Below are 23,565 nucleotides of genomic sequence, written 5' to 3'. Positions count from 1 at the left end.
GTTATCGACCCGGGTGCGCCACCCGTAAATTTCCCAAGTGCTGGCCCCTAGCCGCAGTCGTTAAGTGGTGCAGGTCGCGGGGCCGCACCATGAAGACACCGAAGCCAAAGCAATGGACCGAGCAGGAGATTCGTCGGTTGGGCGCGCTGGCCCGGCGGGGCGTTGGAGCATTGAAGATCGCCGCCGAATTGGGCCGCCATGCCGGATCGATCAGGCGAATGGCGCGAGCGAAAGGAATATTGTTGAAGAAGTAGCGGCCGTGTCGGGGCGCTGCCTGCTCAACGAGGCGCACGGACGGTGTCCTACAGTCCGAAGCCTCTGCTGATGTCCCGCATGAGCCGGAGCGCGGCCTCAGTATTGCGACCGTAGAAGAGCGCGCGATCAAGCTGGGAAAGGAACCCCATTCCGAATAGCGCTATGGCGAAGCCTCTAATCATGGTTGTGGACCGGGTTGAACGATGCTGTGAAAGTTCAAAACGGCCCCAGCCGCAGGATGGGGTAACAGCCGGGGCCGGCATTCCCATTCCAATGTGCCGCAATCGGCGGTGGGCGGCACTCATCAAGTTAGGCACACAGAAGCTAACAAACTATTTTGTTTCGCAGTCACTCCGCGGGTGCCGCGGCCGGCTGTGTAATACTGCGCCCTCCGTGAAGCGGTGGGCAAACCGAGCAATGGTCGAAATGATCGAGCGCTGCATCATTGGCCAAATGTTCCCAATACTCGGCTTCGGCGAGCAATTTCCAACTTCGATCAGGATGACGCGCGGCTGTCTGACGGCACAACACTGCCATCGCGCGCAGGCGACCCGCAGTATCCATGTACTCCTCCCTTTATTCTTGTTGGTTGCAGCCTATTTTCTTTTTTTGCGTCGGAGTCATTACGATTATGAGGCTGAACTAATTTTCATCCTTGAAGAGCGATTCGATTTCGTTGCACCTTCAAATCGCGTTTCGAGCACAACTGGCGCAATCAGCGAGGCTGCCGCCCGGCGCGCTTCCCCGTACATCTACGGGCGTTGCGCATCCATCGTCCTTGGCATCTCCTTCGGATTGTTTTTATGACGATCAGATTTTCGGACGAGGGTTCATGGGCGTTCAAGCCATGATGGCGACGATCCTCCAGAACCAATGCAATGGCGCGGCGTGCATTCGCTGCCTTCATCAGATCATGAAGCGATCATCGAGCCGTCAGACGTTCGCCATCGGAAGCAATTCCAGCGTGGCGGATGATTGTTCCAGCAGCGAGGCTTGCGCTGTTCGCCGTGGGTCATTCCGATAATTCAGGAAGTCCGCTTCCGATGCGAAGCTGACGACGTGCGTTTCTATCGTGCCGTCGGTATTTCGAAGCCGCCGCTCCAGACGTCCGTTGAACTCCGGCAAGAGCGGCAGCACCGCATCCTCGTAGGCCCTGAAGTTCGCGACGCCCTCTACGGGGATTCGGGCGATGAGCACAAACGTGACGGGATGGGTTGATCGGACATCGTCGCCTGCCGGCTGCACCACTGCCATGATGCCATCATGCCGGTGTTTTGCCCGACGGAGCAAGACGATTTCTTAAAAATCGAAAAAATATAATGCCGACAAGGCGTCGGCTACTGTGCATGAGGTTGTTTCGAGATTTGTAGTGTCCGGTCCCAGGCATCCCGGACCGGCCCCTGAACAGCCTCAGCTATCCACCTTCAGCGCGGCAATGAAGGCTTCCTGCGGGATGTCGACCTTGCCGAACTGCCGCATCTTCTTCTTGCCTTCCTTCTGCTTCTCCAGAAGTTTTCGTTTGCGCGTGATGTCGCCGCCGTAGCACTTGGCGGTGACGTCCTTGCGCAGCGCCCGCACCGTCTCGCGCGCAATCACCTTGCCGCCGATCGCCGCCTGGATCGGGATCTGGAACATGTGCGGCGGGATCAGGTCCTTCATCTTCTCGACCATGGCGCGGCCGCGGCCCTCGGCGCGGGTGCGATGCACCAGCATCGAGAGGGCATCGACCGGTTCGTTGTTGACGAGGATCTGCATCTTGACGAGGTCGGCCGGCTTGTAGTCGGTGAGATGATAGTCGAACGAGGCGTAGCCCTTGGAGACCGATTTCAGCCGGTCGTAGAAATCGAACACCACTTCGTTGAGCGGCAGATCGTATTTCACCATCGCGCGGGAGCCGACGTAAGTGAGCTCCTTCTGCGCGCCACGGCGGTCCTGGCACAGCTTCAGCACGCTGCCGAGATAGTCGTCGGGCGTGAGGATGGTCGCCTCGATCCAGGGCTCCTGGATCTCCGCGATCTTGACCACGTCGGGCATGTCGATCGGATTGTGGATCTCGATCTCGGAGCCGTCGTTGAGCTTCATCTTGTAGATGACGCTCGGCGCGGTCGCGATCAGGTTGAGGTCGAACTCGCGCGACAGCCGCTCCTGGATGATCTCGAGGTGCAAGAGCCCAAGGAAGCCGCAGCGGAAGCCGAAGCCGAGTGCGGCCGAGGTTTCCATCTCGAAGGAGAAGCTGGCGTCGTTCAGCCGCAGCTTGCCCATCGCGGCGCGCAACGTCTCGAAGTCGTCGGCGTCGACCGGGAACAGGCCGCAGAACACCACGGGGATCGCCGGCTTGAAGCCCGGCAGCATTTCGGTCACCGGTTTCCGGTCGTCGGTGATGGTATCGCCGACGCGGGTGTCGGCGACTTCCTTGATCGCAGCGGTGATGAAGCCGATCTCGCCGGGGCCGAGCTCGTCGACCTGCGTCATCTTCGGCGTGAAGAAGCCGACGCGCTCGATGTCGTAGGCTGCTCCCGTGCCCATCATGCGCACGCGGCTGCCCTTCTTCATGACGCCGTCGACGACGCGGATCAGAACGACGACGCCGAGATAGACGTCGTACCAGCTGTCGACCAGTAGCGCTTTCAGGGTCGCGTCGCGATCGCCCTTCGGCGGCGGCAGGCGGGTGACGATGGCTTCCAGCACGTCGGGAACGCCGAGCCCGGTCTTGGCCGAGATCATCACCGCGTCGGAGGCGTCGATGCCGATGACGTCCTCGATCTGCTGCTTGACCTTGTCGGGCTCTGCGGCCGGAAGGTCGACCTTGTTCAGGACCGGGACGATCTCGTGATTGTTGTCGAGCGCCTGATAGACATTGGCGAGCGTCTGCGCTTCGACGCCCTGGCTGGCGTCGACCACCAGCAGGGAACCCTCGCACGCCGCCAGCGACCGCGAGACCTCGTAGGCGAAGTCGACATGGCCGGGCGTGTCCATCAAGTTGAAGATGTAATCCTTGCCGTCCTTGGCGCGGTAGGCGAGGCGGACCGTCTGCGCCTTGATGGTGATGCCGCGCTCGCGCTCGATGTCCATGGAATCGAGCACCTGCTCCTTGCCGGCCATTTCGCGGTCGGTCAGGCCTCCGGTCATCTGGATCAGGCGGTCGGCCAGCGTCGATTTGCCATGGTCGATATGGGCGACGATGGAGAAATTGCGGATGTTGGAGATGGGGACGGTCGTCATGGGCGCGGGATACCACTCACATCCCCGTGCGGCAACCATATTGCTGTATTTTCAGGGCCTTTCTTCACGCCAAGCTGATTCCATGCGGAGCCAAAACGCGCTACGCAACGGCGATGTCAACGACCTCGATCTCCTCCGCCCGGGCGCGCGCGAAGACCCGCCTCAGCTTTGACCGTTTCCGGGCCTGGCTGGTTGCCTACGCGACCCACCCCTCAGCCCGGCTTTGGCTGGTGATCCAGTTCGCCATCCTGCATGCCGTGATCTGGACCTTCATCCTGATCAATCTCAAGGCGGCGCAGGACGTTCACATGGACGTCGCAGAAGCCTGGGGCTGGGGCCAGAAATTCCTGTGGGGCTACGGCAAGCATCCGCCGTTGTCGGGCTGGGTCGCCGGGCTCTGGTTCAGGGCGTTCCCGGCAACGGACTGGGCCACCTATGCGCTGGCGATGACGACCGTCAGCGTCGGCATGGTGATCTGCTGGCTGGTGGCGCTGCGTGTGGTCGATCCGCGCCGCGCGTTCCTGGTCGTGGTGATGGTCGCGCTCTATCCGATCTTCAATTTCAAGGGTTTCAAGTACAACCCCGATCTGCTTCAGCTCGTCACCTTGCCGCTCGTCGTGCTCGCTTATCTCAACGCGTTCGAGAAGCGGAGCTGGCAGTCCGGAATCTGGCTCGGGCTTGCCGGCGCGCTGGCACTGATGACCAAATACTGGGTGCTGACCATGATCGGCGCCATCGGCCTTGCCGCGCTGATTCATCCGGAGCGCATGAAATTCCTGCTGTCGCCAGCGCCCTGGGTTGCGATCGCGACGATGCTCGTGGCGATGGTCCCGCACATCGTCTGGCTTGCGGATGCCCATTTCGTGCCGCTGACCTATGCCGGCGACACCTACAGCATCGACGATGCCGGCCAGGTGCGGCAGCTGGTGTTCGGCTATGTCCTGCACAATGCCGCGCTGCTGGCTGTTCCCGTCGCGCTCGCCGCACTCGCGATGGCGCTGGTGCCGCCGTGGCTCCCGCTGCTCGTGCGCGCACCGTTGCGCATCGTCACGCGGGCCTGGGCGCGCGGCGCCAATGCGGGCGTCAATGTGTCCCAGGCGCTGAACATCTGGATCATCCAGATCATCGTGGCGGCGGGGCCGCCGCTCGGCGCGCTCGCGTTCTCCATCTACATGAAGACCGATTGGGGCATCTCGCTGTTCTTCCTGGTGCCGCTCGCGCTGGTCGCGATTCCCGCGCTGCGGGTGCAGAGCGCAGTGCTGTTCAACATTGTAGCGATCTGGCTCGTGCTCGGCGTCGCGACGCTCGTCGCTTCACCCTGGATCGCCGCACGCGAGATGGCGATGAATTCGGACAACACGGCGACCTATGGTGCCCGCTCGGAGCTCGCGCGCGAGCTGACGCAAGCCTGGCATTCGCGCTTCGCCTCGCGCTGGGCGATCGTCGCCGGCACGATGGAGTCGATCCAGCCGATGGTGTTCTACAGCCCCGATCATCCGGCTGCGTTCACGCCGAACGAGGCGTGGGGGTCCGGGCTGACGACACTCGACGATGTCAAGAAATACGGCTTCATCGGCGTGTTCGACCCGACCGACGGCCGCCTGCCCGCATTCGAAAAATGGGTGTCCGAGATCGCGCCGGATGCCGAGCGCATCGTGATGACGACGCGCCGCTTCACCCGCGGCAAGGCCGGCCCGTCGATGACGTGGAACGTCTACATCGCCCCGCCGGAGAAGTGACCTTCAGGTCCCCTCTTCGTTGAACTTGCTCTCGACGAGTTCCGTGATCGCCGCAAGCGCAGCTTCCGCATCGGCGCCGGCGGCGGCGACCGTGATCGTCGTGCCCGGTCCTGCCGCGAGCATCATCAGGCCCATGATCGAGGTGCCGCCGACGGTCTCGCCGCCGCGCGTGACCCATACCTGCGCGTCGAAGCGCTCGGCCGCCTGGACGAATTTCGCCGAGGCGCGCGCATGCAGGCCGCGCTTGTTGATGATCAGGAGCTCTTTGGAGATTGCGCCCGCGGGCACGCCCGTCCCGGCTTGTGGCGCGTCACCGCTCATTTGCCGGCGAGCACTCGGCTGGCGATGGTGACGTATTTGCGGCCGGCTTCCTGGGCCATCGCAATCGCGTCGGGTAGCGGACGCTCCTCGCGCACCTTGGCGAGCTTCACCAGCATCGGCAGGTTGATCCCCGCGAGCACCTCGACCTTCGGCCGGCTCATGCAGGAAATCGCAAGGTTCGACGGGGTGCCGCCGAACATGTCGGTGAGGATCGCAACGCCGTCGCCGGAATCGACGCGGTTAACCGCTTCGATGATGTCGCTTCGGCAGAGATCGGAATCATCTTCGGCACCGATCGTGATCGCTTCGATTTGCTTTTGTGGGCCCATGACATGTTCAAGCGCTGCCTTGAATTCGTCGGCAAGGCGCCCGTGGGTCACAAGTACTAGACCAATCATCGGAAAACTCCTCGCGGGCGCTTTTGGTGCACCGCACGAACGCGCCACTTTGACCATCCAGAGCCCCCGCGCAAGAGGGGATGTTGCGTATCTCCCTGAATCTAGACGGATGGATGAGGGGAGCTGCGCCGGTCTACTCGGTCGCGAGTGTGGGGTTCATATGGTTACCATTTCCCTTCAAACAATCGCCTCAAGGGTTGGCCGCACGTTAACTCTTGGTAGTGGTCAAGGCCGCAACAACCAAGGGGAGGGGCGAATGGCCGCGCCCGACGGGGATTCGCGGTACTTCGACACCAAAAATGGTGGTTTTCAGCGATTCTGGAGGTGGCAACCGTTCGGCGTCGTCGGCATCCAGATCGACCACGAGGCCGACCGTCGCATGCTCCACAAAGTCGCAGCCACGGATTCCCAGTCCCCGGATTTCGATCAGCCCGGCCAGGAGGGGGCGGGGCGGACTGCAATTTCATGGCCGACTGTCGCCAGATGGACACGGTCGTCGCCGACCAGGACGGCGCTTTCGACCATGCCCGAGCGCCCCGCCATGATCAGATCGAAGGCAAGGCGGGATTTGCCGGCGCCGGAGGGCCCGCGGATCAGTACCGCCAGGGGGCCGACCTTGACCGCGGAGGCGTGAACGCTCGGCCCGCCGTCGCTCATAGCGCCGGCAGCCTCACCACGAAGCGCGCGCCGGCAACTGTCGGCGCCCCGTCTTCATCAGCGGGGCCGGCGCGATTCTCCGCCCAGATGCGCCCGCCATGGGCGTCGACGATCTGCTTCGAGATCGACAGGCCGAGGCCGGAATTCTGGCCAAAACCCTGGTGCGGCCGGTCGGTGTAGAAGCGTTCGAAGATCCGCTCGAGCGCGTCGTCGCGGATGCCGGGGCCATCATCGTCGACCACGATCTCGATCTCGCCGCGGACACGGCGGCAGGTCAGGCGCACTTTGCTGCCGGCTTCCGAGAAGGACTGCGCGTTGGAGAGCAGGTTGGAAACCACCTGCCCAAGCCGCGAGTCATGGCCCGTGACCGCGAAAATATCGGTCGGGCTGCGGCCCTCGAAGCGTGCCTCGACCGCGACGTCGTGGCCGAGCTTGGTTTCATTGGCGACCGCAACCAGCGTACCCAGGAGCCGCCTGAGATCGACCGGGATCGCATCCTGCCGCTGCAATTCGGCATCGAGCCGGCTCGCATCGGAGATGTCCGAGATCAGGCGGTCGAGCCGCTTGACGTCGTGCTCGATCACCTCGAGCAGGCGCGCGCGGCTGTTCTCGTTGCGCGCCAGCGGCATCGTCTCGACCGCGGAGCGCAGCGAGGTCAGCGGATTCTTCAGCTCGTGAGCGACGTCGGCGGCGAACATCTCGATCGCCTCGATCCGCTTGTAGAGTGCGTTGGTCATGTCGCGCAGCGCGCCGGAGAGATGGCCGATCTCGTCGCGGCGACGGGTGAAGTCGGGAATCTCGACGCGGGTCTTGATGCGGCGGCGGACCCGCTCGGCACTGTCGGCGAGCCGGCGCACGGGACCTGCGATCGTGCTCGCGAGCAGCAGCGACAGCATGATCATAACCGCGGCGGCCACGCCGCCGACTTTCAGGATCGCGAGGCGCTCGGCCGTGACCATCTGATCGATTTCGTCGCCCTGGGTCGACAGCATCAGCGCGCCACGGATGGCGCGCGAGCGCTGCACGGGGACCGCAACCGAGACGATCACCTCGCCGCGCGAATTGACCCGCACCATCGAGCGCTTCTGCCCCTGCAGCGCATCGGCCACCTCCACATAACCCTTGCCGTTTTCGCGCCCGAGTTCGCGATAAAGCGGGAGGTCGCCGCGATTCAGCCAGGTGCGCACCGCGACCATGCCACGCTCGACCAGGCCCGGCTTTTCCGACAGCGGCGGCAGCGGAATGCCCCGCACGCTATCGAGATCGCGACTGTCGAGCAGCACGGACCCGTTGGGATCGAAAATCCGCGCGCGGGTCTTGGTCGGCGAGATCAGCGTGCTCAACACCGGCGCGACGCGCTCGGGATTAATCGGAAAATCCAGCGAATCGTCCACTCCGCCGTAGCTCTCACCCAGTTTCAGGTCGAGCAGCCGCTCGGGATCGACGGTGATCGCATTGGTCTGCACCGTCGCCGAGGCGCCGATGGCGCCGGCGATGATTTCGGCCTGCACCAGCAGGCTCTGCGCGCGCGCGTCGATCAGGCCGGCGCGGAACTGCGACAGATAGAGGATGCTCGCGACTAGGGCGACGAGGCCCGCGAGGTTGAGCGAGACGATGCGGCGGGTGAGGCTCGAGAAGGACAGCGCGAAGAAGAACTGGCCGGCGCGCTTGAGCCAGTTCAGCGGCCCCCAGCCTCGCGTGATTGGCTTGTCCTCATACTCCGACGCGCCGTGGACCGTAATGTCCCCGGCGTTCGAACTCGGATCAGGTTGCGTTCGGTCAAGCAATGCTTACGCCCGCGTTAGGACAGCTCGTGCGGCGGTCCTCGCATCCTAGAGCAAGATCCGGAAAAATGTGCAGCGTTTTCCGAAAAGATCATGCTCAAACGATAACCTGAAGCGCGATGACATCGCGCCTTAGAGCTATCCCGGTCCCGATCAAATCAGAACCGGGCTTGAGCTCTGCTCTCTGTGAAGGCGCGTTCGCGTCAGGCTTCCTTGAAGCGGTAGCCGACGCCGTAGAGCGTTTCGATCATCTCGAAATCGTTATCGACCACCTTGAACTTCTTGCGCAGCCGCTTGATGTGGCTGTCGATGGTGCGGTCGTCGACATAGACCTGGTCGTCATAGGCGGCGTCCATCAGCGCGTTGCGGCTCTTGACCACGCCGGGCCGTGTCGCCAGCGCCTGGAGGATCAGGAATTCGGTGACCGTCAGGGTCACCGCCTCGTTCTTCCAGGTGCAGGTATGCCGTTCCGGATCCATACGCAGCAGACCGCGGTCGAGCGCCTTGGCGTCGTTCTCCTTCGGCGCGACGGTCGGATCCTTCGGCGCCGAGCGGCGCAACACCGCCTTGACGCGTTCGACCAACAGGCGCTGCGAGAAGGGTTTGCGGATGAAATCGTCCGCGCCCATCTTGAGGCCGAACAGCTCGTCGATCTCCTCGTCCTTGGAGGTCAGGAAGATCACCGGCAGGTCGGACTTCTGCCTGAGACGGCGCAGTGTTTCCATGCCGTCCATGCGCGGCATCTTGATGTCGAGGATGGCAAGATCGGGCTGGGTGGTGCGGAAGCCGTCCAGCGCGGACGCGCCGTCGGTGTAGGTCATGATGCGGTAGCCTTCGGCTTCCAGCGCGATCGAGACGGATGTGAGAATGTTGCGGTCGTCGTCGACCAAAGCGATTGTGGGCATGAGCCTCTGCTTTCTGCTTTCCGTTTGGGTCTTGGCTTAAACGGCGAGCAATCCAGTGATGCGCCGCATACATGGGTCCCGAACTTGGAATTCGAACTTTGTCACCGAGCAATGCAAGCTGGGCTGAAGTGTGACCAAGTTCCGCGAAACACGGCAGATTCGCCGCATGTCGACCCATGACCTGGCTCTCGTTTACCCGAAAAAAGGTCCTCCTTGCAACCACCTGAGCCGAGAAAGCCAATGCAGCCAATCCCCGATTTCGACCCAGGAAAGCTCGCCAAATCGCTGCTCAGACGGTCGCGGCAGGGGGCGCTCGCGACGCTCATGCCGGATTGCGGCGATCCCTATTGTTCCCTGGTCAATCTGGCCAGCTACCCCGACGGCTCGCCGATCCTGCTGATTTCCCGATTGGCGGTTCATACCAAGAACATCCTCGCGGACAGTCGGGTCTCCCTGATGCTGGACGAGCGCGCGACGGGTGATCCGCTCGAGGGGGCCCGTATTATGCTGTCAGGCCGGGCGGAACAGGCCGAGGACGAGAGGGATCTGCTCCAGCGGCGGTATCTCAATGCCCATCCGTCGGCGGCAGCCTTTGTCTTATTTAAGGATTTTTCGTTCTTCCGGATCCGGCCCACAGGAACCCATCTGGTCGCAGGTTTCGGCCGAATCGTCGATCTCAAGCCGGAACAGTTCCTCACGGACCTTGGCGGTGCCGAGGACCTGCTGGCGGCGGAGGAAGGCGCCGTCGAGCACATGAATGCCGACCATCGCGACGCCATAGCCCTCTACGCCACAAAACTCCTCGGTGCGGCCGATGGCGACTGGCGCTGCACCGGTTGCGACCCTGAGGGCCTCGACTTGCAGAACGGCCAGACCGTGCTGCGGCTGGATTTTCCGGAGCGGGTAATGAGCGGCTCGGCTCTGCGTAAGATGCTGGTCCGATTGGCCGGCGAAGCGCGGGCAAAGGCGGAGTAGCCACAAATTGAACGCCGCTGCCCATCGGCGCGACCCAAGACCGTAATGGCCTGAGGTAGCGGCGAGAGGGTTCATGACGTGTTGTCGTTTGGCATGGGTCGCCGGTTTGGCGCTCGCGATCACCGCATCGCTTGTCACGCCCGGCCTTGCCCAGAAGGCCGATCTCTCCGCGCAGAGTGCATGGATCAATGCGCTGAGAAGCGCCGGCAAATATTCGGAGGCGTTGCCGCTGGCGCAGGCCATGGTGGCAGGCCTGGAGAAGACCAGCAACAATCGCGATCTTGCCGCCGCGCTCAACAACCTCGCGCAGATCTATGCCGGCCAGGGTCGCGATGATCAGGCCGAGCCGATCTACAAGCGCGCCATTGCGCTGATGGAGAAAGGGGCCGGTCTCGATGGCGTCGACATCGCCCCGGTGCTGAACAATCTCGCCGCGCTCGCTCAGCGGCAAGGCCGCTTTGCCGAGGCCGAGCCGTTGTTCAAGCGCGCGCTTGCGATCCGCGAAAAGGCGCTGCCGCGCGATCATCCCGATGTCGGCCAGTCCCTCAACAATCTCGCCACACTCTATGTGAAGCAGGAGCATTTTGCCGACGCAGAACCGCTGTTCCGGCGCGCGCTTGCGATCTACCAGAAGGTCGGCGGCCCCGAGCATCCCGCGGTCGCAACGCTCTTGAACAATCTCGGCCAGCTTGACCGCGACCTCGACCGTGACGCCGATGCCGAGGCGCCGATCAAGCGTTCGCTCGCGATCCGCGAAAAAGCGCTGGGACCGGATCATCCCGACGTCGCGCGCTCGCTCAACAATCTCGCTGGCCTCTACGACCACGAGCAGCGCTATGCCGATGCCGAACCGCTGTATCGCCGCGCACTCGCCATCCGCGAGCGTGCGCTTGGGCCGGATCATCCTGAGGTCGCGACATCCACCAGCAACCTCGCTTATTTCCTCTTTGTGTCGGGGCGGGCTGCGGACGCGCTGCCGCTCGCGAAAAAAACGCGTGCGAACGATCGCGCGCAGCTGCGCGTGGTGCTCCCGATCCTGTTTTCGGCGCGGCAGCAATCGCTGCTGCCGCAAGACAAGGCGCTGGACGAGGCGTTCGCCGCGATCCAGCGCGGCACGCAATCCTCCGCCGCATCGGCCGTGAACAAGCTCGCGGTGCGGCTTGCGGCCGGCAGCGGCCGTCTCGTCGAACTGGTGCGCAAGGACCAGGATCTCGCGGGCGAATCTGAAACGCTCGACAAAGCGATCATCACGGCCGTGTCGAAGCCGTCGGCGCAGCGCGACGTCGCCTCCGAGCAACGTAGCCGCGCCAGGATTGCGGCCATCGCAAGCGAACGCGCCGGCTTACAGAAGGCGCTTGCCGTCGAGTTTCCCGACTACGCCTCGCTCTCCAACCCGCTGCCCTTGACGGTCATGGACGTGCAGCGGCTGTTGTCGGCCGATGAGGCGATGGTGCTCTATTCCATCGTCGACAACCGCAGCTACGTGATTGCCATCACGCGCGAGGGCGCCGCCTGGAAGGAAATTCCGCTTGGCGCAGCCGCGCTGGCGCAGAAGGTCTCGTCTTTCCGCCGAGGTCTCGATGTCGGCAAGGCGCGCGATAGCTCCGGCAAATCAGGCTTGTTCGACCTCGCGCTCGCGAACGAACTCTATGTCACGCTGCTCGGCCCGGTCGAGGCGCTGACCAGGGACAAGCGCAGCCTGCTCATGGTGCCATCGGGCGCGCTCACTGCGCTGCCGTTTCATCTGCTCGTTACGGAGAGACCGCAAGCTGCGATCCCGGAGACGCTCGTAGGCTATCGCCGCGCCGCCTGGCTGCTGCGGCGTCAAGCCGTTGCGGTGCTGCCATCGGTGGTCAGCCTGAAATCGCTGCGCGGTTTTGCGCGTGGGGATCAGGCCGTCAAGCCGATGACCGGCTTTGGCGATCCGGTGTTCAATCCCGCCGAGGGCGGGCCCGCCGATCGTCGCGCTGCAAGCAGTAAGGTTGCCGCGCGCAGCATCGTGACATCAGCCTATACCGATTTCTGGCGCGGCGCCGGCGTCGATCGCGCGCGGCTTGCGCAAGCGTTGCCGCAACTCCCTGATACGGCGGATGAGCTCAGTGCGGTGGCGAAAGATGTCGGTGCGGCTGATGCCGACATCCATCTCGGCCGCGATGCCAGCGAAACGACGCTCAAGCGCGCACCGCTTGCTCAATACGGCATCATCTACTTTGCGACCCACGGTCTCGTCGCCGGCGACATCAAGGGTGTGGGCGAGCCATCGCTTGCGCTCTCGATTCCTGACCAGCCCTCGGAGCTCGACGATGGTCTGCTCACGGCGAGCGAAGTTGCCCAGCTCAAGCTCAACGCAGATTGGGTGGTGCTCTCGGCCTGCAATACGATCGCCGGCGACAAGCCGGGCGCCGAGGCCCTGTCGGGGCTGGCGCGCGCCTTCTTCTATGCTGGCGCGCGTGCGCTATTGGTTTCGCATTGGGCCGTGGATTCGAGGCTGCTACCCGCCTGACCACCTCGACGTTCGATCTGCTCAAAAACGAACCAAATATCGGCAGAGCCGAAGCTCTGCGGCGCGCGATGTTAACGTATGTTGATGACACCTCGTCGCCCCGCAATGCCTACCCTGCGATGTGGGGGCCCTTCGCGCTCATTGGCGAAGGTGCCGCACGATAGAGCGGCGCGGCATTGTGCGCCGCAAAACATCTGATAACGCTGAAACAGGCGTTTGGTTGCGCGATCATTCGCTATTCTCGCATGGGCTGATCAGGACTGACATGCGCGATGTTTGGCGCGGTCCTTGAATAAACCAAATCCTGCGGGATCAGCTTGGCAACGCCAGCGTTCATCAGTATTAGGTCGTCCAGCCGAGGCCGGATGGCCTGTTAATCACGGTGACCGCGATGGTGCAGAAACTTGGTCGCGCTGAGTGCCGCGGGTTCTAGGAGGATTTTTCGTGCAAGAGACGGGCGTGCGCAACGGTGCCTTCGGCGCCGACAAATTCGGTTTAAGGAATCTCAAGCAGGTTCACTGGAATCTGGGTGCGCCGCAACTGTATCAATACTCGCTCTCCGCGGGCGAGGCGGTGCTCTCCGCCGACGGTTCGCTCTGCGCCGACACCGGCGAGTTCACGGGCCGCAGCCCGAAGGACAAGTTCACGGTCCGTGACGCCACCACCGACAAGAAGATGTGGTGGGCCGGCAACCAGTCGATCACCGCCGAGCAGTTCGAGACGCTCTATCAGGACTTCCTCAAGCACGCCGAAGGCAAGAGCCTGTTTGCGCAGGACCTCTACGGTGGTGCCGATCCGGCCTACCGGATCAAGACCCGCGTCTTCACCGAGCTCGCCTGGCACTCGCTGTTCATCCGCACGCTCCTGATCCGCCCCGAGGCCGTCGAGCTGTCGAGCTTCACGCCCGAGCTCACCATCATCGACATGCCGAGCTTCCGCGCCGATCCGAAGCGCCATGGCTGCAGGTCGGAGAATGTCGTCGCCATCGACTTCGCCCGCAAGATCGTGCTGATCGGCGGCTCCTACTATGCCGGCGAGATGAAGAAGTCGGTCTTTACCACGCTCAACTATTATCTGCCCGAGCGCGGCGTGATGCCGATGCATTGTTCGGCCAATGTCGGCGCCAAGGGCGACACCGCGATCTTCTTCGGCCTGTCCGGCACCGGCAAGACCACGCTGTCGGCCGATCCGAACCGCACGCTGATCGGCGACGATGAGCACGGCTGGGGGCCGAACGGCGTCTTCAATTTCGAGGGCGGCTGCTACGCCAAGTGCATCAAGCTCTCGCAGGAAGCCGAGCCCGAGATCTACGCGGCGTCGACCCGCTTCGGTGCAGTGCTCGAGAACTGCGTGCTCGACGAGGACACCCGCGTGGTCGATTTCGACAACGGCTCCAAGACCGAGAACACGCGCTCGGCCTATCCGCTCGACTTCATCCCGAACGCCTCGCGCACCGGTCGTGCGCCGCAGCCGAAGAACGTGGTGATGCTCGCGGCAGACGCCTTCGGCGTGCTGCCGCCGATCGCCAAGCTGTCGCCGGCGCAGGCGATGTACCACTTCCTCTCCGGCTACACCGCCAAGGTCGCCGGCACCGAGCGCGGTCTCGGCAACGAGCCGCAGCCGGAATTTTCGACCTGCTTCGGATCGCCGTTCCTGCCGCTCGACCCCAGCGTCTATGGCAACATGCTGCGTGACCTCATTGCCCGGCACAATGTCGACTGCTGGCTGGTCAACACCGGCTGGACCGGCGGCAAGTACGGCACGGGCTCGCGCATGCCGATCAAGGTGACGCGCGCGCTGCTCACTGCCGCGCTCGACGGCTCGCTTCGCAATGTCGAATTCCGCACCGACAAATATTTCGGCTTCGCGGTCCCGACCGCGCTGCCGGGCGTGCCGAGCGAGATCCTCAACCCGGTCAACACCTGGAAGGACAAGGACGAGTTCGACAAGACTGCGCGCGCGCTGGTCGGCATGTTCCAGAAGAACTTTGCCAAGTTCGAAGCCCAGGTCGACGCCGAAGTGCGCGCGGCCGCGCCCGATGTGAAGCTCGCGGCCGAGTAATTTCCGCTTCTGCTTGAATGTAAAAGGGCGGCCGAAAGGCCGCCCTTTTGATTTTGTGGCAGGATCTCTCCGCGCGTCATTGCGAGCGCAGCGAAGCAATCCAGAATTCCTCCGCGGAGGGATTCTGGATTGCATGTCGCTACGCTCCTCGCAATGACGAGTTTGTGGAAGCGCCTACGCCTTGAAGTATGCAATCTGCGTCGTCGTCGCGAGCAGCCTGCCGTTCGGCGACCACAGCTCGGCGTTCTGGTCGGCGTAGCTCTTGTGCATGATTTTCGAGTCAGCCGTCGCAAGCACGCGCGTGATGTCCTCCGCGGCGAGCTCTTCCGCATCGGTGTGGAAATACGTCGTCAGCGACACCGTCCCGAACGGCACCAGCTCGCGCCTTGCGTGGAAGATGCGGCCGAAGAAGGCGTCCGACATCGACATCAGCGACGGCATGTCGAGCTTGCGCGGCTCGCGATCGCTGATCCAGAGCTTTGAGTAAGTGCTGGCGAGTTCTGGCTGCGGCGGCCCGAGCCGCATTTCGCCCTCGACGAAGCGGAATTCATACTGGTTGGCCCACGACGCCTGAATCTTCGGAAACGGCAGCGTCGCTTCGAATGGCTTGGCCTCGGGATATTGCGCTACGCGATGCTCCCAGGACGGACGGCGCTCGGCGAACACGGCGGTGGCGAGCGTCGCGACCTCGCCGCCGCCCTGCGACAGTTCGACGCTCCAGTGCTGGCTGGAGCGGTTGGCCTTCACCAGCCGGATGTCGAGATCGAACGGGCCCTTGGCGATCGGCGCGCAATAATTGACGGTCAGCGCCAGCGGATCCCCGGCCGCTTGCGGATGCTCGATCAGCGCACGCAAAATGGTCGCGGCCGTGGCGCCGCCGAACGGTCCGACAAAGGCCCAGTAGTCGTCGCTGGTGTGCCCCTGCCAGCTGCTGTCGCCGGCGGTGATGCGGGTGGCGTCGTCGAAGGGGTGCGGGAGCTTGGCGTGCATTGTCATGTCCGACGTTCAATGACGGACGTCATATCACGTCCGTCGCCGGCTTGTGCAATTACCTCCGGGGTAGCCGATTTCACGCTGCGGAAAAATCAGCTCGCCGCGTCGCGCAGATCCTCTGCCGCCTGGAATGGTGGCGTGATCGGATTGACCGGCACGTTCCAGATTTCCTCGGCATATTCGCGGATGGTGCGGTCGGATGAAAACCACGCCATGCGCGCGACGTTGAGGATGGAGGCGCGGGTCCAGGCCGGCGCCACCTGCCAGCGCGCGTCGACGCTGCGCTGCGCCTCGTAGTAGGAATCGAAATCGGCGCTGACCATGTAATGGTCGAGATAGCGCAGCGCATGCGCAATGGATTCGAAGCGGCCGGGATCGCCGGGCGAGAACTCGCCGGCGCCGATCGCATTGATGGCGCGCTGAAGCTTTGGCGAATTGCGGATCACGTCGGAGGCGTCCAGTCCCTGCTTGCGCCGGATCACTACGTCGCCGGCCTCCATGCCGAAGATCGCGATATTCTCCACGCCGACATGGTCGCGGATCTCGATATTGGCGCCGTCCAGCGTGCCGATGGTGATGGCGCCGTTCAGTGCCAGCTTCATGTTGCCGGTGCCGGAGGCCTCCATGCCGGCGGTGGAGATCTGCTCGGAAAGGTCGGCCGCGGGAATGATCACTTCCGCAAGGCTGACATTGTAGTCGGGCAGGAAGACGACCTTCAGCTTGCCGCCGATGGCGGGGTCGTTGTTCACGACCTCCGCGACGTCGTTGATCAGCTTGATGATCAGCTTGGCGTAGCGGTAGCTCGCCGCCGCCTTGCCGGCAAAGATCTTCACCCGCGGCCCCCAATTGCCGTTCGGATCGTCCTTGATCGACTGGTACAGCGCGACCGTCTCGATGACGTTGAGCAGCTGGCGCTTGTATTCATGGATACGCTTGATCTGCACGTCGAACAGCGCGGTCGGGTCGACCTGGATGCCGAGCCGTTCGCCGATCAGGCGCGCCAACGCGGTCTTGTTGTGAAGCTTGACGGCGCGGAATTTCTTCTGGAATTCGACGTCGCTGGCGCGCGCCTCGATCAGCGAGAGCTGGGTCGGGTCGTCGAGCACGGCCTCACCGCAGGTCTCGCGCAGAAGATCGGTGAGCTTCGGGTTCGCCAGCATCAGCCAGCGGCGGAAGGTGATGCCGTTGGTCTTGTTGGTGATGCGGCCGGGATAGAGATGGTTGAGGTCGTGGAACACGGTCTCGCGCATCAAATCCGAATGCATCGCCGAGACGCCGTTGATGCGGTGCGAGCCGACGAAGGCCAGCTGGCCCATGCGCACGCGGCGGCCGCTCTTCTCGTCGATCAGTGAGACCGAGGCGCGGAAATCGATGTCGCCGGGGGCGCGTGCCTCGGCAAGCGCGAGATGCTGCACGTTGATGCGATAGATGATCTCGAGATGGCGCGGCAGCAGCTTCTCGAACAGCTCGACCGGCCAGGTCTCCAGCGCTTCAGGCAGCAGCGTATGATTGGTATAGGACAGCGTTGCGACCGTGATCTTCCAGGCCTCGTCCCAGCGGAAGTTGTGAAGGTCGACGAGGATGCGCATCAGCTCGGTGACGGCGAGGCTCGGATGGGTGTCGTTGAGCTGCACCGCGACCTTGGACGACAGGCTGCGCAGCTGGCCATCGGAGGCAAGATGCCGCTTGATCAGATCCTGCAGCGAGGCCGAGACGAAGAAATATTCCTGGCGCAGCCTCAGCTCACGGCCCGCCGGACTCTCGTCGTTCGGATAGAGGAATTTGCAGATCGCTTCCGCGCGCGACTGCTCGGCGCTGGCGCTGACATAGTCGCCCTTGTTGAAGGCGTCGAGCTTGAGCGGATCGGGCGAGCGCGCCGACCAGAGCCGGAGCGCGTTGACGTGCTGGCCGCGCCAGCCGACGATCGGGGTATCATAGGCGATCGCCTGCACCGTCTCGCCCGGATGCCAGATCGCGCGGTCGCGGCCCTTGTCGTCGACATGCTCGACGCCGCCGCCGAAGTTGATCTCGTAGATCACCTCCGGCCGCTGCAATTCCCAGGGATTGCCAAAGCCGAGCCATTCGTCCGGATATTCCTGCTGCCAGCCCTGGTTGATGATCTGGCGGAACAGGCCGTAATCGTAGCGGATGCCGTAGCCGATCGCGGGGATCGCCAGCGTCGCCATGCTCTCCATGAAGCAGGCGGCGAGACGGCCGAGGCCGCCATTGCCGAGCGCCGCATCCGGCTCGCATTTGCGCAACTCTGGCAGCGACACGCCGAGATCGCCGAGCGCGATCTCGAAGATCTTCAAGAGCCCCATATTGTTGAGCGCATCGGTGAAGAGGCGGCCGATCAGGAATTCGAGCGAGAGATAATAGACGCGCTTGCGGCCCGCGTCATAGCTGCGCTTCTCGGCCGAGAGCCAGCGATGCACGATGCGGTCGCGCAACGCCAGCGCCGCGGCCTGGTACCAATCGTGCCTGGTCGCCATGCCCGCATCCTTGCCGATGGCAAGGCGCAGCTTCGCCAGGATCACGCCCTTGATCTCCGACAGCGCGAGTTCGTCGATGGGCTGACCGGGGGCGACGAAATTTGGCTGGTACGATTGATCTTGCAAGGCCGTCACTTCCTGGTCGCGAGAACACCACTGAACCCTACGCGTCTTGCCCCTGCACCGGAACCATTCCTGGCGCGGCCGTGCACTGCGCTGGCGTAAAATTATGCAAGGAACGGGCCGCTTTGGGAACCCGGAGCAGCACGGAGAAGCGTGGATTTAGTGCTACATTGCGCTCGGATTCAGCCATCAGTGTGGAGGAGACGCCCATGAGACTGCTGATCGAAATCGCTGCCGCAGCGCTTCTTGTCATCTGCATCGCCACCTCGAGCGCGGCCTTCGCCGCCGGAAAGCGCAGCGCCGACGGTCTCAGCTGCGGCTTTACCGTGCCCCAAAACGCAACTCCCGCCGCCCGCTGCGCCGCCATCAAGCGCCAATGCGGCGGCAAGTTTTATGCGAGTGCGTGCGGGGATCGGTTGATGTCGGCGGTGAATTGAGCAGTTGCGGCGAAGCAGGACCGTCAGCCCATCGTCGTCCTGGCGAAACTTATGGCGGATCGCTTTCGACAAGATTTATTCCTTCGTTGCTGAGCGCCTGCATGACCGCTTCGATGTCTTCGGGGGTCATGGTAGTCATGGCAACAAGTCGTTGAGCTGATCGAATGTGATGAAACCTGTCGGGCGGCCAAGCTCCAGTGCCATTCGGATTGCATCCTGCAGTCTCACGTCTCGATCCTCCAGCAAACCCTTCTACTAAGAGGGAAGACTCTCGACCTTGTATTGGGGGTTCTCTGGAACAAATTAAGAACACTTTAGCAAGCCTTGATATATCATTATATATCATTGTGATTCGGCGCATTGCCGACACAATATCTGGGGTCTGACAGCCGTCGCGAGGACTACATGTCCACTATTGCCTTCGATCAATTTGCCCTCACCCGGATCGCCGATTTCGCGCGGTCGCTGTCACGGTTGCATCAGGCGGCGCGGCGCTATGCCGTCGATGACGACCAGTTCGACCGCGAGTTCAACGCGGTGTGCCAGTCGATCTGGGGCTACACCATCGACGACATCAGCGACGATCTGTTCGCGCCCGAGGATCATCACTTCCTCGACACGCTGGATGAAGCGCATGCGCGCATCTTCGCGGCCGAGCAGGGCTACGACCTCATCTGCGAGACGGGTATGCTGACCGACTGGTGGGGCTTTTGCTGGATGATTCTAGCCGAGAAGCGCGGCCTGTTGACGGCTGAAAACCGTGCTGCCGCGCGTGCGGCGATCGAGGAGAAATATCTGGCGGCGCCGAATGTGATCGGGGTGATCATCGGGCGGTGACAGTCTCGTGCCCCGGGCGCAGCGCAGCACGTCAGTGATGCGCTGCTGAACCGGGACCTAGAGAACTTGGGTCCCGGCTCTGCGTTGCGTCACTTCGTGCCGCGCCGCGTCCGGGACACGAGAGATTGCCCTAATCCAATCCAGCTCGCTTCGCCGATTTCGCCGGCGTCTTCGGCACCGTGACATCCGGCAGTGTCTCGCGCACGATCTCGGCTGCCGGGGCATCTGCCGCCACCGTCTCAGCACGAACCGGCGCCACCTTCATCTCGCCGAGCTGGGCGCGGACTTGCGCGGTCAGGCCGGGATAGGAGGCGACGGGGGTAAACTCTGCGGTCTGTTCCATGCCGAGGCGGACGCCGGTATAGGCGACCAGGCCGTCGCTGGTCGCGATGACGTCGCCGGCTTTTAGTGACGCATCCAGTGTCAAATCGACCGGAGCGAGCCCGGCCGGCTCGCGGCCATTGCAGGTGCAGTCCGCGCGCAGCGCCTTGCGGTAGGCAAACGCGTTCTCGCTCTCGGCGTAGCGCTCGCCGGACTGCGAATAGGCACCATCGATCGAGGAGCCGAAGAAGACTTTCGTGGTGCTGGCAGGACAGAAGGCCTGACACATCTGTGCCGGCGAGGCGAGGCCGCGCATCAGCGGAAAATATTTGCCGTCACAGCTGCGCACGCAGAACGCCGGGCCTGAGCCGCCAGCCGCCGCCGAGCGGGTTGGCGGCACAAATTGCGGCTGAACGGCCGGGTTCTGCTGAGTGGCGAAGGGATCGACGTAGGAGTTCGTCTGCGGCACGTCGCGCTGCGGCCGTTGCTGGGCTCCGCCGAAGAAGAAGTCGAACAGGCCTTCGGCCGAAACCGGGGCCGGCGCTGCAAGCACCGGTGCTGCGAGGCTGGCGGCCACTACCATCGCGCGACGCCGCCGGCGCGCATGGGACACAATCGTACGCAACGCTTACTCCACCCGACGCTACCAAACCGGCCGGGACGGCTCGGGTCTCGGCACATGATTGACCATAAAGCGGGATGGTAAATGAGCGGTTGAGGGGGCCGTGCCTGCCGTCAAGCCTTCAAGAATTCCGACGCCTTGTACAGCGAGCGGAACGGCAGGCCGGCCGCACCAAAGGTATCGGTGGCGCCTTCCTCGCGATCGACCATGGTCAGCACCAGGACCACTTCGGCGCCGGTCTCGCGCACGGATTCCACGGCCTTCATCGCCGAGCCGCCGGTGGTGGTGACGTCCTCGACGATCACGACGCGCTTGCCGTCGAGCGTCTCGCCCTTCGGCAGACCTTCGATCGCGAGCTTGGCGCCGTGCTCCTTCGGCTTCTTGCGTACGAAGAAGGCTGCGATCGGATGGCCCTTGATCCAGGAGATCTGCGCCAGCGCGCCGGCCAGCGGCACCGCGCCCATCTCGAGCCCGCCGATGAAATCGAGTTGATCGTCCTTCAGCGTCTCATAGGTGAGTTCGGCGAGCAGCGTCGCGCCCTCGGGGTCGAGCATGGTCGGCTTGAGGTTGAAATAGAAATCGCTCTTGCGGCCCGACGCGAGCGTCACCTCGCCCCGACCGAAGGAGCGGCGGCGGATGATTTCGAATAGGCGGGCGCGGGAGGCTGATTTCGACACGTCGGTCCCTCGGGAGCATTTTGAGAGGTGGCGGAATTTATCCGCGACCGCCGCGACATTCCAGAGGGCGCGTCCCCCGTCAACAGGGATCGGCCATCCCGCTCCGCCGGTTGTGGGGGCGCAACTTTCTGGAGTAGGTGGATGCCGATATCTCGGGCAAGGAAGCTGGGCAAGGAAACAGGCAAATGACCATCGAGCTGCACACCTGGAACACGCCGAATGGCCGCAAAATCTCGGTTGCGCTGGAGGAAATGGGCCTGCCCTACAAGGTGGTCCCGGTGAACATCACCAAGGGCGAGCAGATGGCGCCGGGGTTCCTCAAGCTCTCCCCGAACAACAAGATTCCCGCGATCCTCGATCCCGAGGGACCGGACGGCCAGCCCGTCAGCATCTTCGAGTCCGGCGCAATCCTGCTCTATCTCGGCGAAAAGACCGGAAAATTCCTGCCGAAATCGCTCGCGGGCCGCATCCCGGTCTACGAATGGCTGATGTGGCAGATGGGCGGTTTCGGGCCGATGCCGGGCCAGGTGCACCATTTCATCGCCCTCGAGAACGAGCAGGACCGCGCCTACGGGCTGAAGCGCTATATGGCCGAGACCCGCCGGCTCTACGGCGTGCTGGACCGCCGCCTCGACGGCCGCGATTTCGTCGCCGGCGATCTCTCGGTCGCCGATTTCGCCATTTTGGGCTGGGCCTGGCGGCATCCGCGCCACAAGGTCGAGCTCGGCGACTTCCCCAGCGTCAAGCGCTGGTACGACGCCCTGATGGCGCGCCCGGCAGTGAAGCGGGGCATGGGCGCAAAGCTGGATTAGTCTCTTAGCTCTCGCGTCTCGTGCCCCGGACGCAGTGCAGCGCGCAAGCGGTGCACTGCAGAGCCGGGGCCCATGCGGCAACACTGGGTCCCGGCTCTGCGCAGCAGCGCAAGAGCGCAGCAGCGCGTCCGGGACACGAGTGCGGCTTGCGACGTCGGCTACACCTTCCGTGCCTCGACCGCCATCCTGACCGCAAGCCCGGCGAGCACCGTGCCCATCAGCCAGCGCTGCACCAGCATCCAGCTCGGCCGGCTCGCCAGGAATAGCGCGATCGATCCGGCTGCAAGCGCGATGATTGCATTGACGCTGACGCTGAGCACGATCTGGATCGCGCCCAGCACCACCGACTGCGTCAGCACGCTGCCGGCCGCGGGATCGATGAACTGCGGCAGCAGCGCCAGATACAGCATCGCGATCTTCGGATTGAGCAAATTGGTGACGAGTCCCATCGCAAACAATTTGCGCGGGCTGTCGATTGCGAGCTTCTTGACCTGGAACGGCGAGCGCCCGCCCGGCTTCACCGCCTGCCAGGCGAGCCACAGCATGTAACCGGCGCCGGCGAAGCGCAGCGCGTCATAGGCGAAGGGGATCGCGAGCAGCAGCGCCGTGATGCCGAACGCCGCGCACAGCATGTAGAACACGAAGCCCAGCGCAACGCCGCTGAGCGAGACGATGCCGGCCGCCGGCCCCTGCGTGATCGAGCGCGAGATCAGATAGATCATGTTCGGCCCGGGCGTGAGCACGAGACCGAGGCAGACAAGGGCGAAGCCGAGCAGGGCGGAGGTGTGGGGCATGATGAACCGGTGCGGGAGATGCGCTGGTTCTAATATGCGCGGCCGCGTGGGGCCACCGCGCAATTGCTCGGAGGACAATTCGTTTTCGCGGTCCTACGCCTCGGCCTGCACGGTGGCGATGAACGCCGCGAAGCGATCAATCGCCAAACGCAACGGCTCCGCCAGCGCAGGATCGGCGATGACGCTGTGCTCGTCCCAGGCGCCGCCAAGCAGCGGCAGCGTCACGCAGGCTTTCTCAGCGAGCCGGGCCGACATCGTTTCCAGCGTCAATGTGAGCGCGGCCAGCGCATGCGTCGCGCGCGGCGACGTGTTGATCAAGGCGACGGGCTTGTCAGGAAATTCGTGGCTGCCGACCAGCCAGTCGAGCGCGTTCTTCAGCACGCCGGCGACGCCGCGGGCATATTCGGGGCTGGAAATCAGGAGGCCGTCGACGCATCCGATCAGCTCGCGCATCGCGCCGACCGGCGCAGGCACATCATCGCCATCGAGATCCGGATTGAAGAAGGGCAGGTCCGCGATTCCCTCGAATAGGATCACCTCGACACCGGAGGGCGCGAGCCGTGCGGCTGCACGCAGTACCGCGGTATTGCTCGACCCCGCACGCAGGCTGCCGGAGATGGCGGCGATCTTCATCGGG

The 23,565-nt window shown here is 63.6% G+C and carries 20 protein-coding genes and 2 pseudogenes; 9 read left to right on the top strand and 13 right to left on the bottom strand.

Going from position 1 to position 23,565, the window contains the following annotated elements; all coding sequences use genetic code 11:
- Positions 1 to 89 precede the first annotated feature (89 nt).
- Together ACTGJ9_RS02820 and ACTGJ9_RS02815 are read left to right on the top strand one after the other, a co-directional pair.
- A complete protein-coding gene (locus tag ACTGJ9_RS02820; protein ID WP_354036328.1) occupies positions 90 to 254 on the top strand; it encodes a hypothetical protein in 165 nt (54 codons plus the stop codon).
- A gap of 418 nt (positions 255 to 672) precedes the next feature.
- Positions 673 to 1,062, top strand: coding sequence for a hypothetical protein (locus ACTGJ9_RS02815; protein WP_456675831.1), 390 nt, complete (start codon positions 673 to 675; stop codon positions 1,060 to 1,062).
- A 126-nt stretch (positions 1,063 to 1,188) separates the two neighbouring features.
- Here ACTGJ9_RS02815 and ACTGJ9_RS02810 read toward each other — a convergent pair whose 3' ends face one another.
- Positions 1,189 to 1,509, bottom strand: coding sequence for a hypothetical protein (locus ACTGJ9_RS02810; protein WP_456675830.1), 321 nt, complete (start codon positions 1,507 to 1,509; stop codon positions 1,189 to 1,191).
- A gap of 156 nt (positions 1,510 to 1,665) precedes the next feature.
- Positions 1,666 to 3,477, bottom strand: a complete 1,812-nt coding sequence (lepA, locus tag ACTGJ9_RS02805) for a translation elongation factor 4 (RefSeq protein WP_456675829.1) — start codon at positions 3,475 to 3,477, stop codon at positions 1,666 to 1,668.
- A 113-nt stretch (positions 3,478 to 3,590) separates the two neighbouring features.
- Here lepA and ACTGJ9_RS02800 point away from each other — a divergent pair, with 113 nt between their 5' ends.
- Positions 3,591 to 5,216, top strand: a complete 1,626-nt coding sequence (locus ACTGJ9_RS02800; RefSeq protein WP_456675828.1) for a glycosyltransferase family 39 protein — start codon at positions 3,591 to 3,593, stop codon at positions 5,214 to 5,216.
- A 3-nt stretch (positions 5,217 to 5,219) separates the two neighbouring features.
- On the opposite strand, the gene ACTGJ9_RS02795 is transcribed toward ACTGJ9_RS02800, so the two are convergent.
- The 5 genes and pseudogenes from ACTGJ9_RS02795 to ACTGJ9_RS02775 form a co-directional block, all read right to left on the bottom strand.
- On the bottom strand, positions 5,220 to 5,537 hold the full coding sequence (locus ACTGJ9_RS02795) for an HPr family phosphocarrier protein (protein ID WP_456675827.1): 318 nt from the start codon (positions 5,535 to 5,537) through the stop codon (positions 5,220 to 5,222).
- Positions 5,534 to 5,935: a PTS sugar transporter subunit IIA gene (locus tag ACTGJ9_RS02790; RefSeq protein ID WP_007597752.1), complete on the bottom strand. Its 402-nt coding sequence runs from the start codon at positions 5,933 to 5,935 to the stop codon at positions 5,534 to 5,536. The genes ACTGJ9_RS02795 and ACTGJ9_RS02790 overlap by 4 nt, the downstream gene beginning before the upstream one ends.
- A 190-nt stretch (positions 5,936 to 6,125) precedes the next feature.
- Positions 6,126 to 6,592 (bottom strand): annotated as a pseudogene (locus tag ACTGJ9_RS02785) (HPr kinase/phosphorylase).
- Positions 6,589 to 8,379, bottom strand: coding sequence for a stimulus-sensing domain-containing protein (locus tag ACTGJ9_RS02780; protein ID WP_456675826.1), 1,791 nt, complete (start codon positions 8,377 to 8,379; stop codon positions 6,589 to 6,591). The pseudogene ACTGJ9_RS02785 and the gene ACTGJ9_RS02780 overlap by 4 nt, the downstream one beginning before the upstream one ends.
- A gap of 200 nt (positions 8,380 to 8,579) precedes the next feature.
- A complete protein-coding gene (locus tag ACTGJ9_RS02775; protein ID WP_456675825.1) occupies positions 8,580 to 9,281 on the bottom strand; it encodes a response regulator transcription factor in 702 nt (233 codons plus the stop codon).
- Between the two features lie 240 nt (positions 9,282 to 9,521).
- Between ACTGJ9_RS02775 and ACTGJ9_RS02770 the strand changes: the two genes are divergently transcribed.
- The 3 genes and pseudogenes from ACTGJ9_RS02770 (at position 9,522) to ACTGJ9_RS02760 (ending at position 14,820) form a co-directional block, all read left to right on the top strand.
- On the top strand, positions 9,522 to 10,256 hold the full coding sequence (locus ACTGJ9_RS02770; RefSeq protein WP_456675824.1) for a HugZ family pyridoxamine 5'-phosphate oxidase: 735 nt from the start codon (positions 9,522 to 9,524) through the stop codon (positions 10,254 to 10,256).
- Positions 10,257 to 10,329: 73 nt separating this feature from the next.
- Positions 10,330 to 12,923: pseudogene (locus ACTGJ9_RS02765) on the top strand (CHAT domain-containing tetratricopeptide repeat protein).
- Between the two features lie 280 nt (positions 12,924 to 13,203).
- Positions 13,204 to 14,820 (top strand): phosphoenolpyruvate carboxykinase, encoded by a 1,617-nt coding sequence (locus ACTGJ9_RS02760; protein WP_456675823.1) that lies wholly within the window; start codon positions 13,204 to 13,206, stop codon positions 14,818 to 14,820.
- A 174-nt stretch (positions 14,821 to 14,994) separates the two neighbouring features.
- Here ACTGJ9_RS02760 and ACTGJ9_RS02755 read toward each other — a convergent pair whose 3' ends face one another.
- Entirely contained in the window at positions 14,995 to 15,810 is an 816-nt protein-coding gene (locus ACTGJ9_RS02755; protein ID WP_456675822.1) for an acyl-CoA thioesterase, read from the bottom strand.
- Positions 15,811 to 15,905: 95 nt separating this feature from the next.
- A complete protein-coding gene (locus tag ACTGJ9_RS02750) occupies positions 15,906 to 18,431 on the bottom strand; it encodes a glycogen/starch/alpha-glucan phosphorylase (RefSeq protein WP_456675821.1) in 2,526 nt (841 codons plus the stop codon).
- Between the two features lie 206 nt (positions 18,432 to 18,637).
- On the opposite strand from ACTGJ9_RS02750, the gene ACTGJ9_RS02745 reads away from it, so the two are divergent.
- Together ACTGJ9_RS02745 and ACTGJ9_RS02740 are read left to right on the top strand one after the other, a co-directional pair.
- Positions 18,638 to 18,865: a hypothetical protein gene (locus tag ACTGJ9_RS02745; RefSeq protein WP_456675820.1), complete on the top strand. Its 228-nt coding sequence runs from the start codon at positions 18,638 to 18,640 to the stop codon at positions 18,863 to 18,865.
- 405 nt (positions 18,866 to 19,270) lie between these two features.
- Complete coding sequence (locus ACTGJ9_RS02740) at positions 19,271 to 19,702, top strand: hypothetical protein (protein ID WP_456675819.1); 432 nt, start codon at positions 19,271 to 19,273, stop codon at positions 19,700 to 19,702.
- A 130-nt stretch (positions 19,703 to 19,832) separates the two neighbouring features.
- On the opposite strand, the gene ACTGJ9_RS02735 is transcribed toward ACTGJ9_RS02740, so the two are convergent.
- Positions 19,833 to 20,606 (bottom strand): DUF2865 domain-containing protein, encoded by a 774-nt coding sequence (locus ACTGJ9_RS02735; RefSeq protein WP_456675818.1) that lies wholly within the window; start codon positions 20,604 to 20,606, stop codon positions 19,833 to 19,835.
- A gap of 152 nt (positions 20,607 to 20,758) precedes the next feature.
- Positions 20,759 to 21,322, bottom strand: a complete 564-nt coding sequence (pyrE, locus tag ACTGJ9_RS02730) for an orotate phosphoribosyltransferase (RefSeq protein WP_334531347.1) — start codon at positions 21,320 to 21,322, stop codon at positions 20,759 to 20,761.
- A 185-nt stretch (positions 21,323 to 21,507) separates the two neighbouring features.
- On the opposite strand from pyrE, the gene ACTGJ9_RS02725 reads away from it, so the two are divergent.
- Positions 21,508 to 22,134 (top strand): glutathione S-transferase family protein, encoded by a 627-nt coding sequence (locus ACTGJ9_RS02725; RefSeq protein WP_456675817.1) that lies wholly within the window; start codon positions 21,508 to 21,510, stop codon positions 22,132 to 22,134.
- A 158-nt stretch (positions 22,135 to 22,292) separates the two neighbouring features.
- Here the strand turns inward: ACTGJ9_RS02725 and ACTGJ9_RS02720 are convergent, their stop codons facing one another.
- Together ACTGJ9_RS02720 and ACTGJ9_RS02715 are read right to left on the bottom strand one after the other, a co-directional pair.
- Positions 22,293 to 22,928 carry a LysE family translocator gene (locus tag ACTGJ9_RS02720; protein ID WP_456675816.1) on the bottom strand — a complete coding sequence of 212 codons (636 nt, stop codon included), beginning with the start codon at positions 22,926 to 22,928 and terminating at the stop codon, positions 22,293 to 22,295.
- A 93-nt stretch (positions 22,929 to 23,021) separates the two neighbouring features.
- Entirely contained in the window at positions 23,022 to 23,561 is a 540-nt protein-coding gene (locus ACTGJ9_RS02715) for an NADPH-dependent FMN reductase (protein ID WP_456675815.1), read from the bottom strand.
- Positions 23,562 to 23,565: the final 4 nt, after the last annotated feature.

It is taken from the genome of Bradyrhizobium sp. RDM12 (genome assembly GCF_051917485.1).
In the GTDB taxonomy this organism is placed as follows: Bacteria; Pseudomonadota; Alphaproteobacteria; order Rhizobiales; family Xanthobacteraceae; genus Bradyrhizobium.
This window is presented reverse-complemented; position numbering and strand designations above follow the sequence as displayed.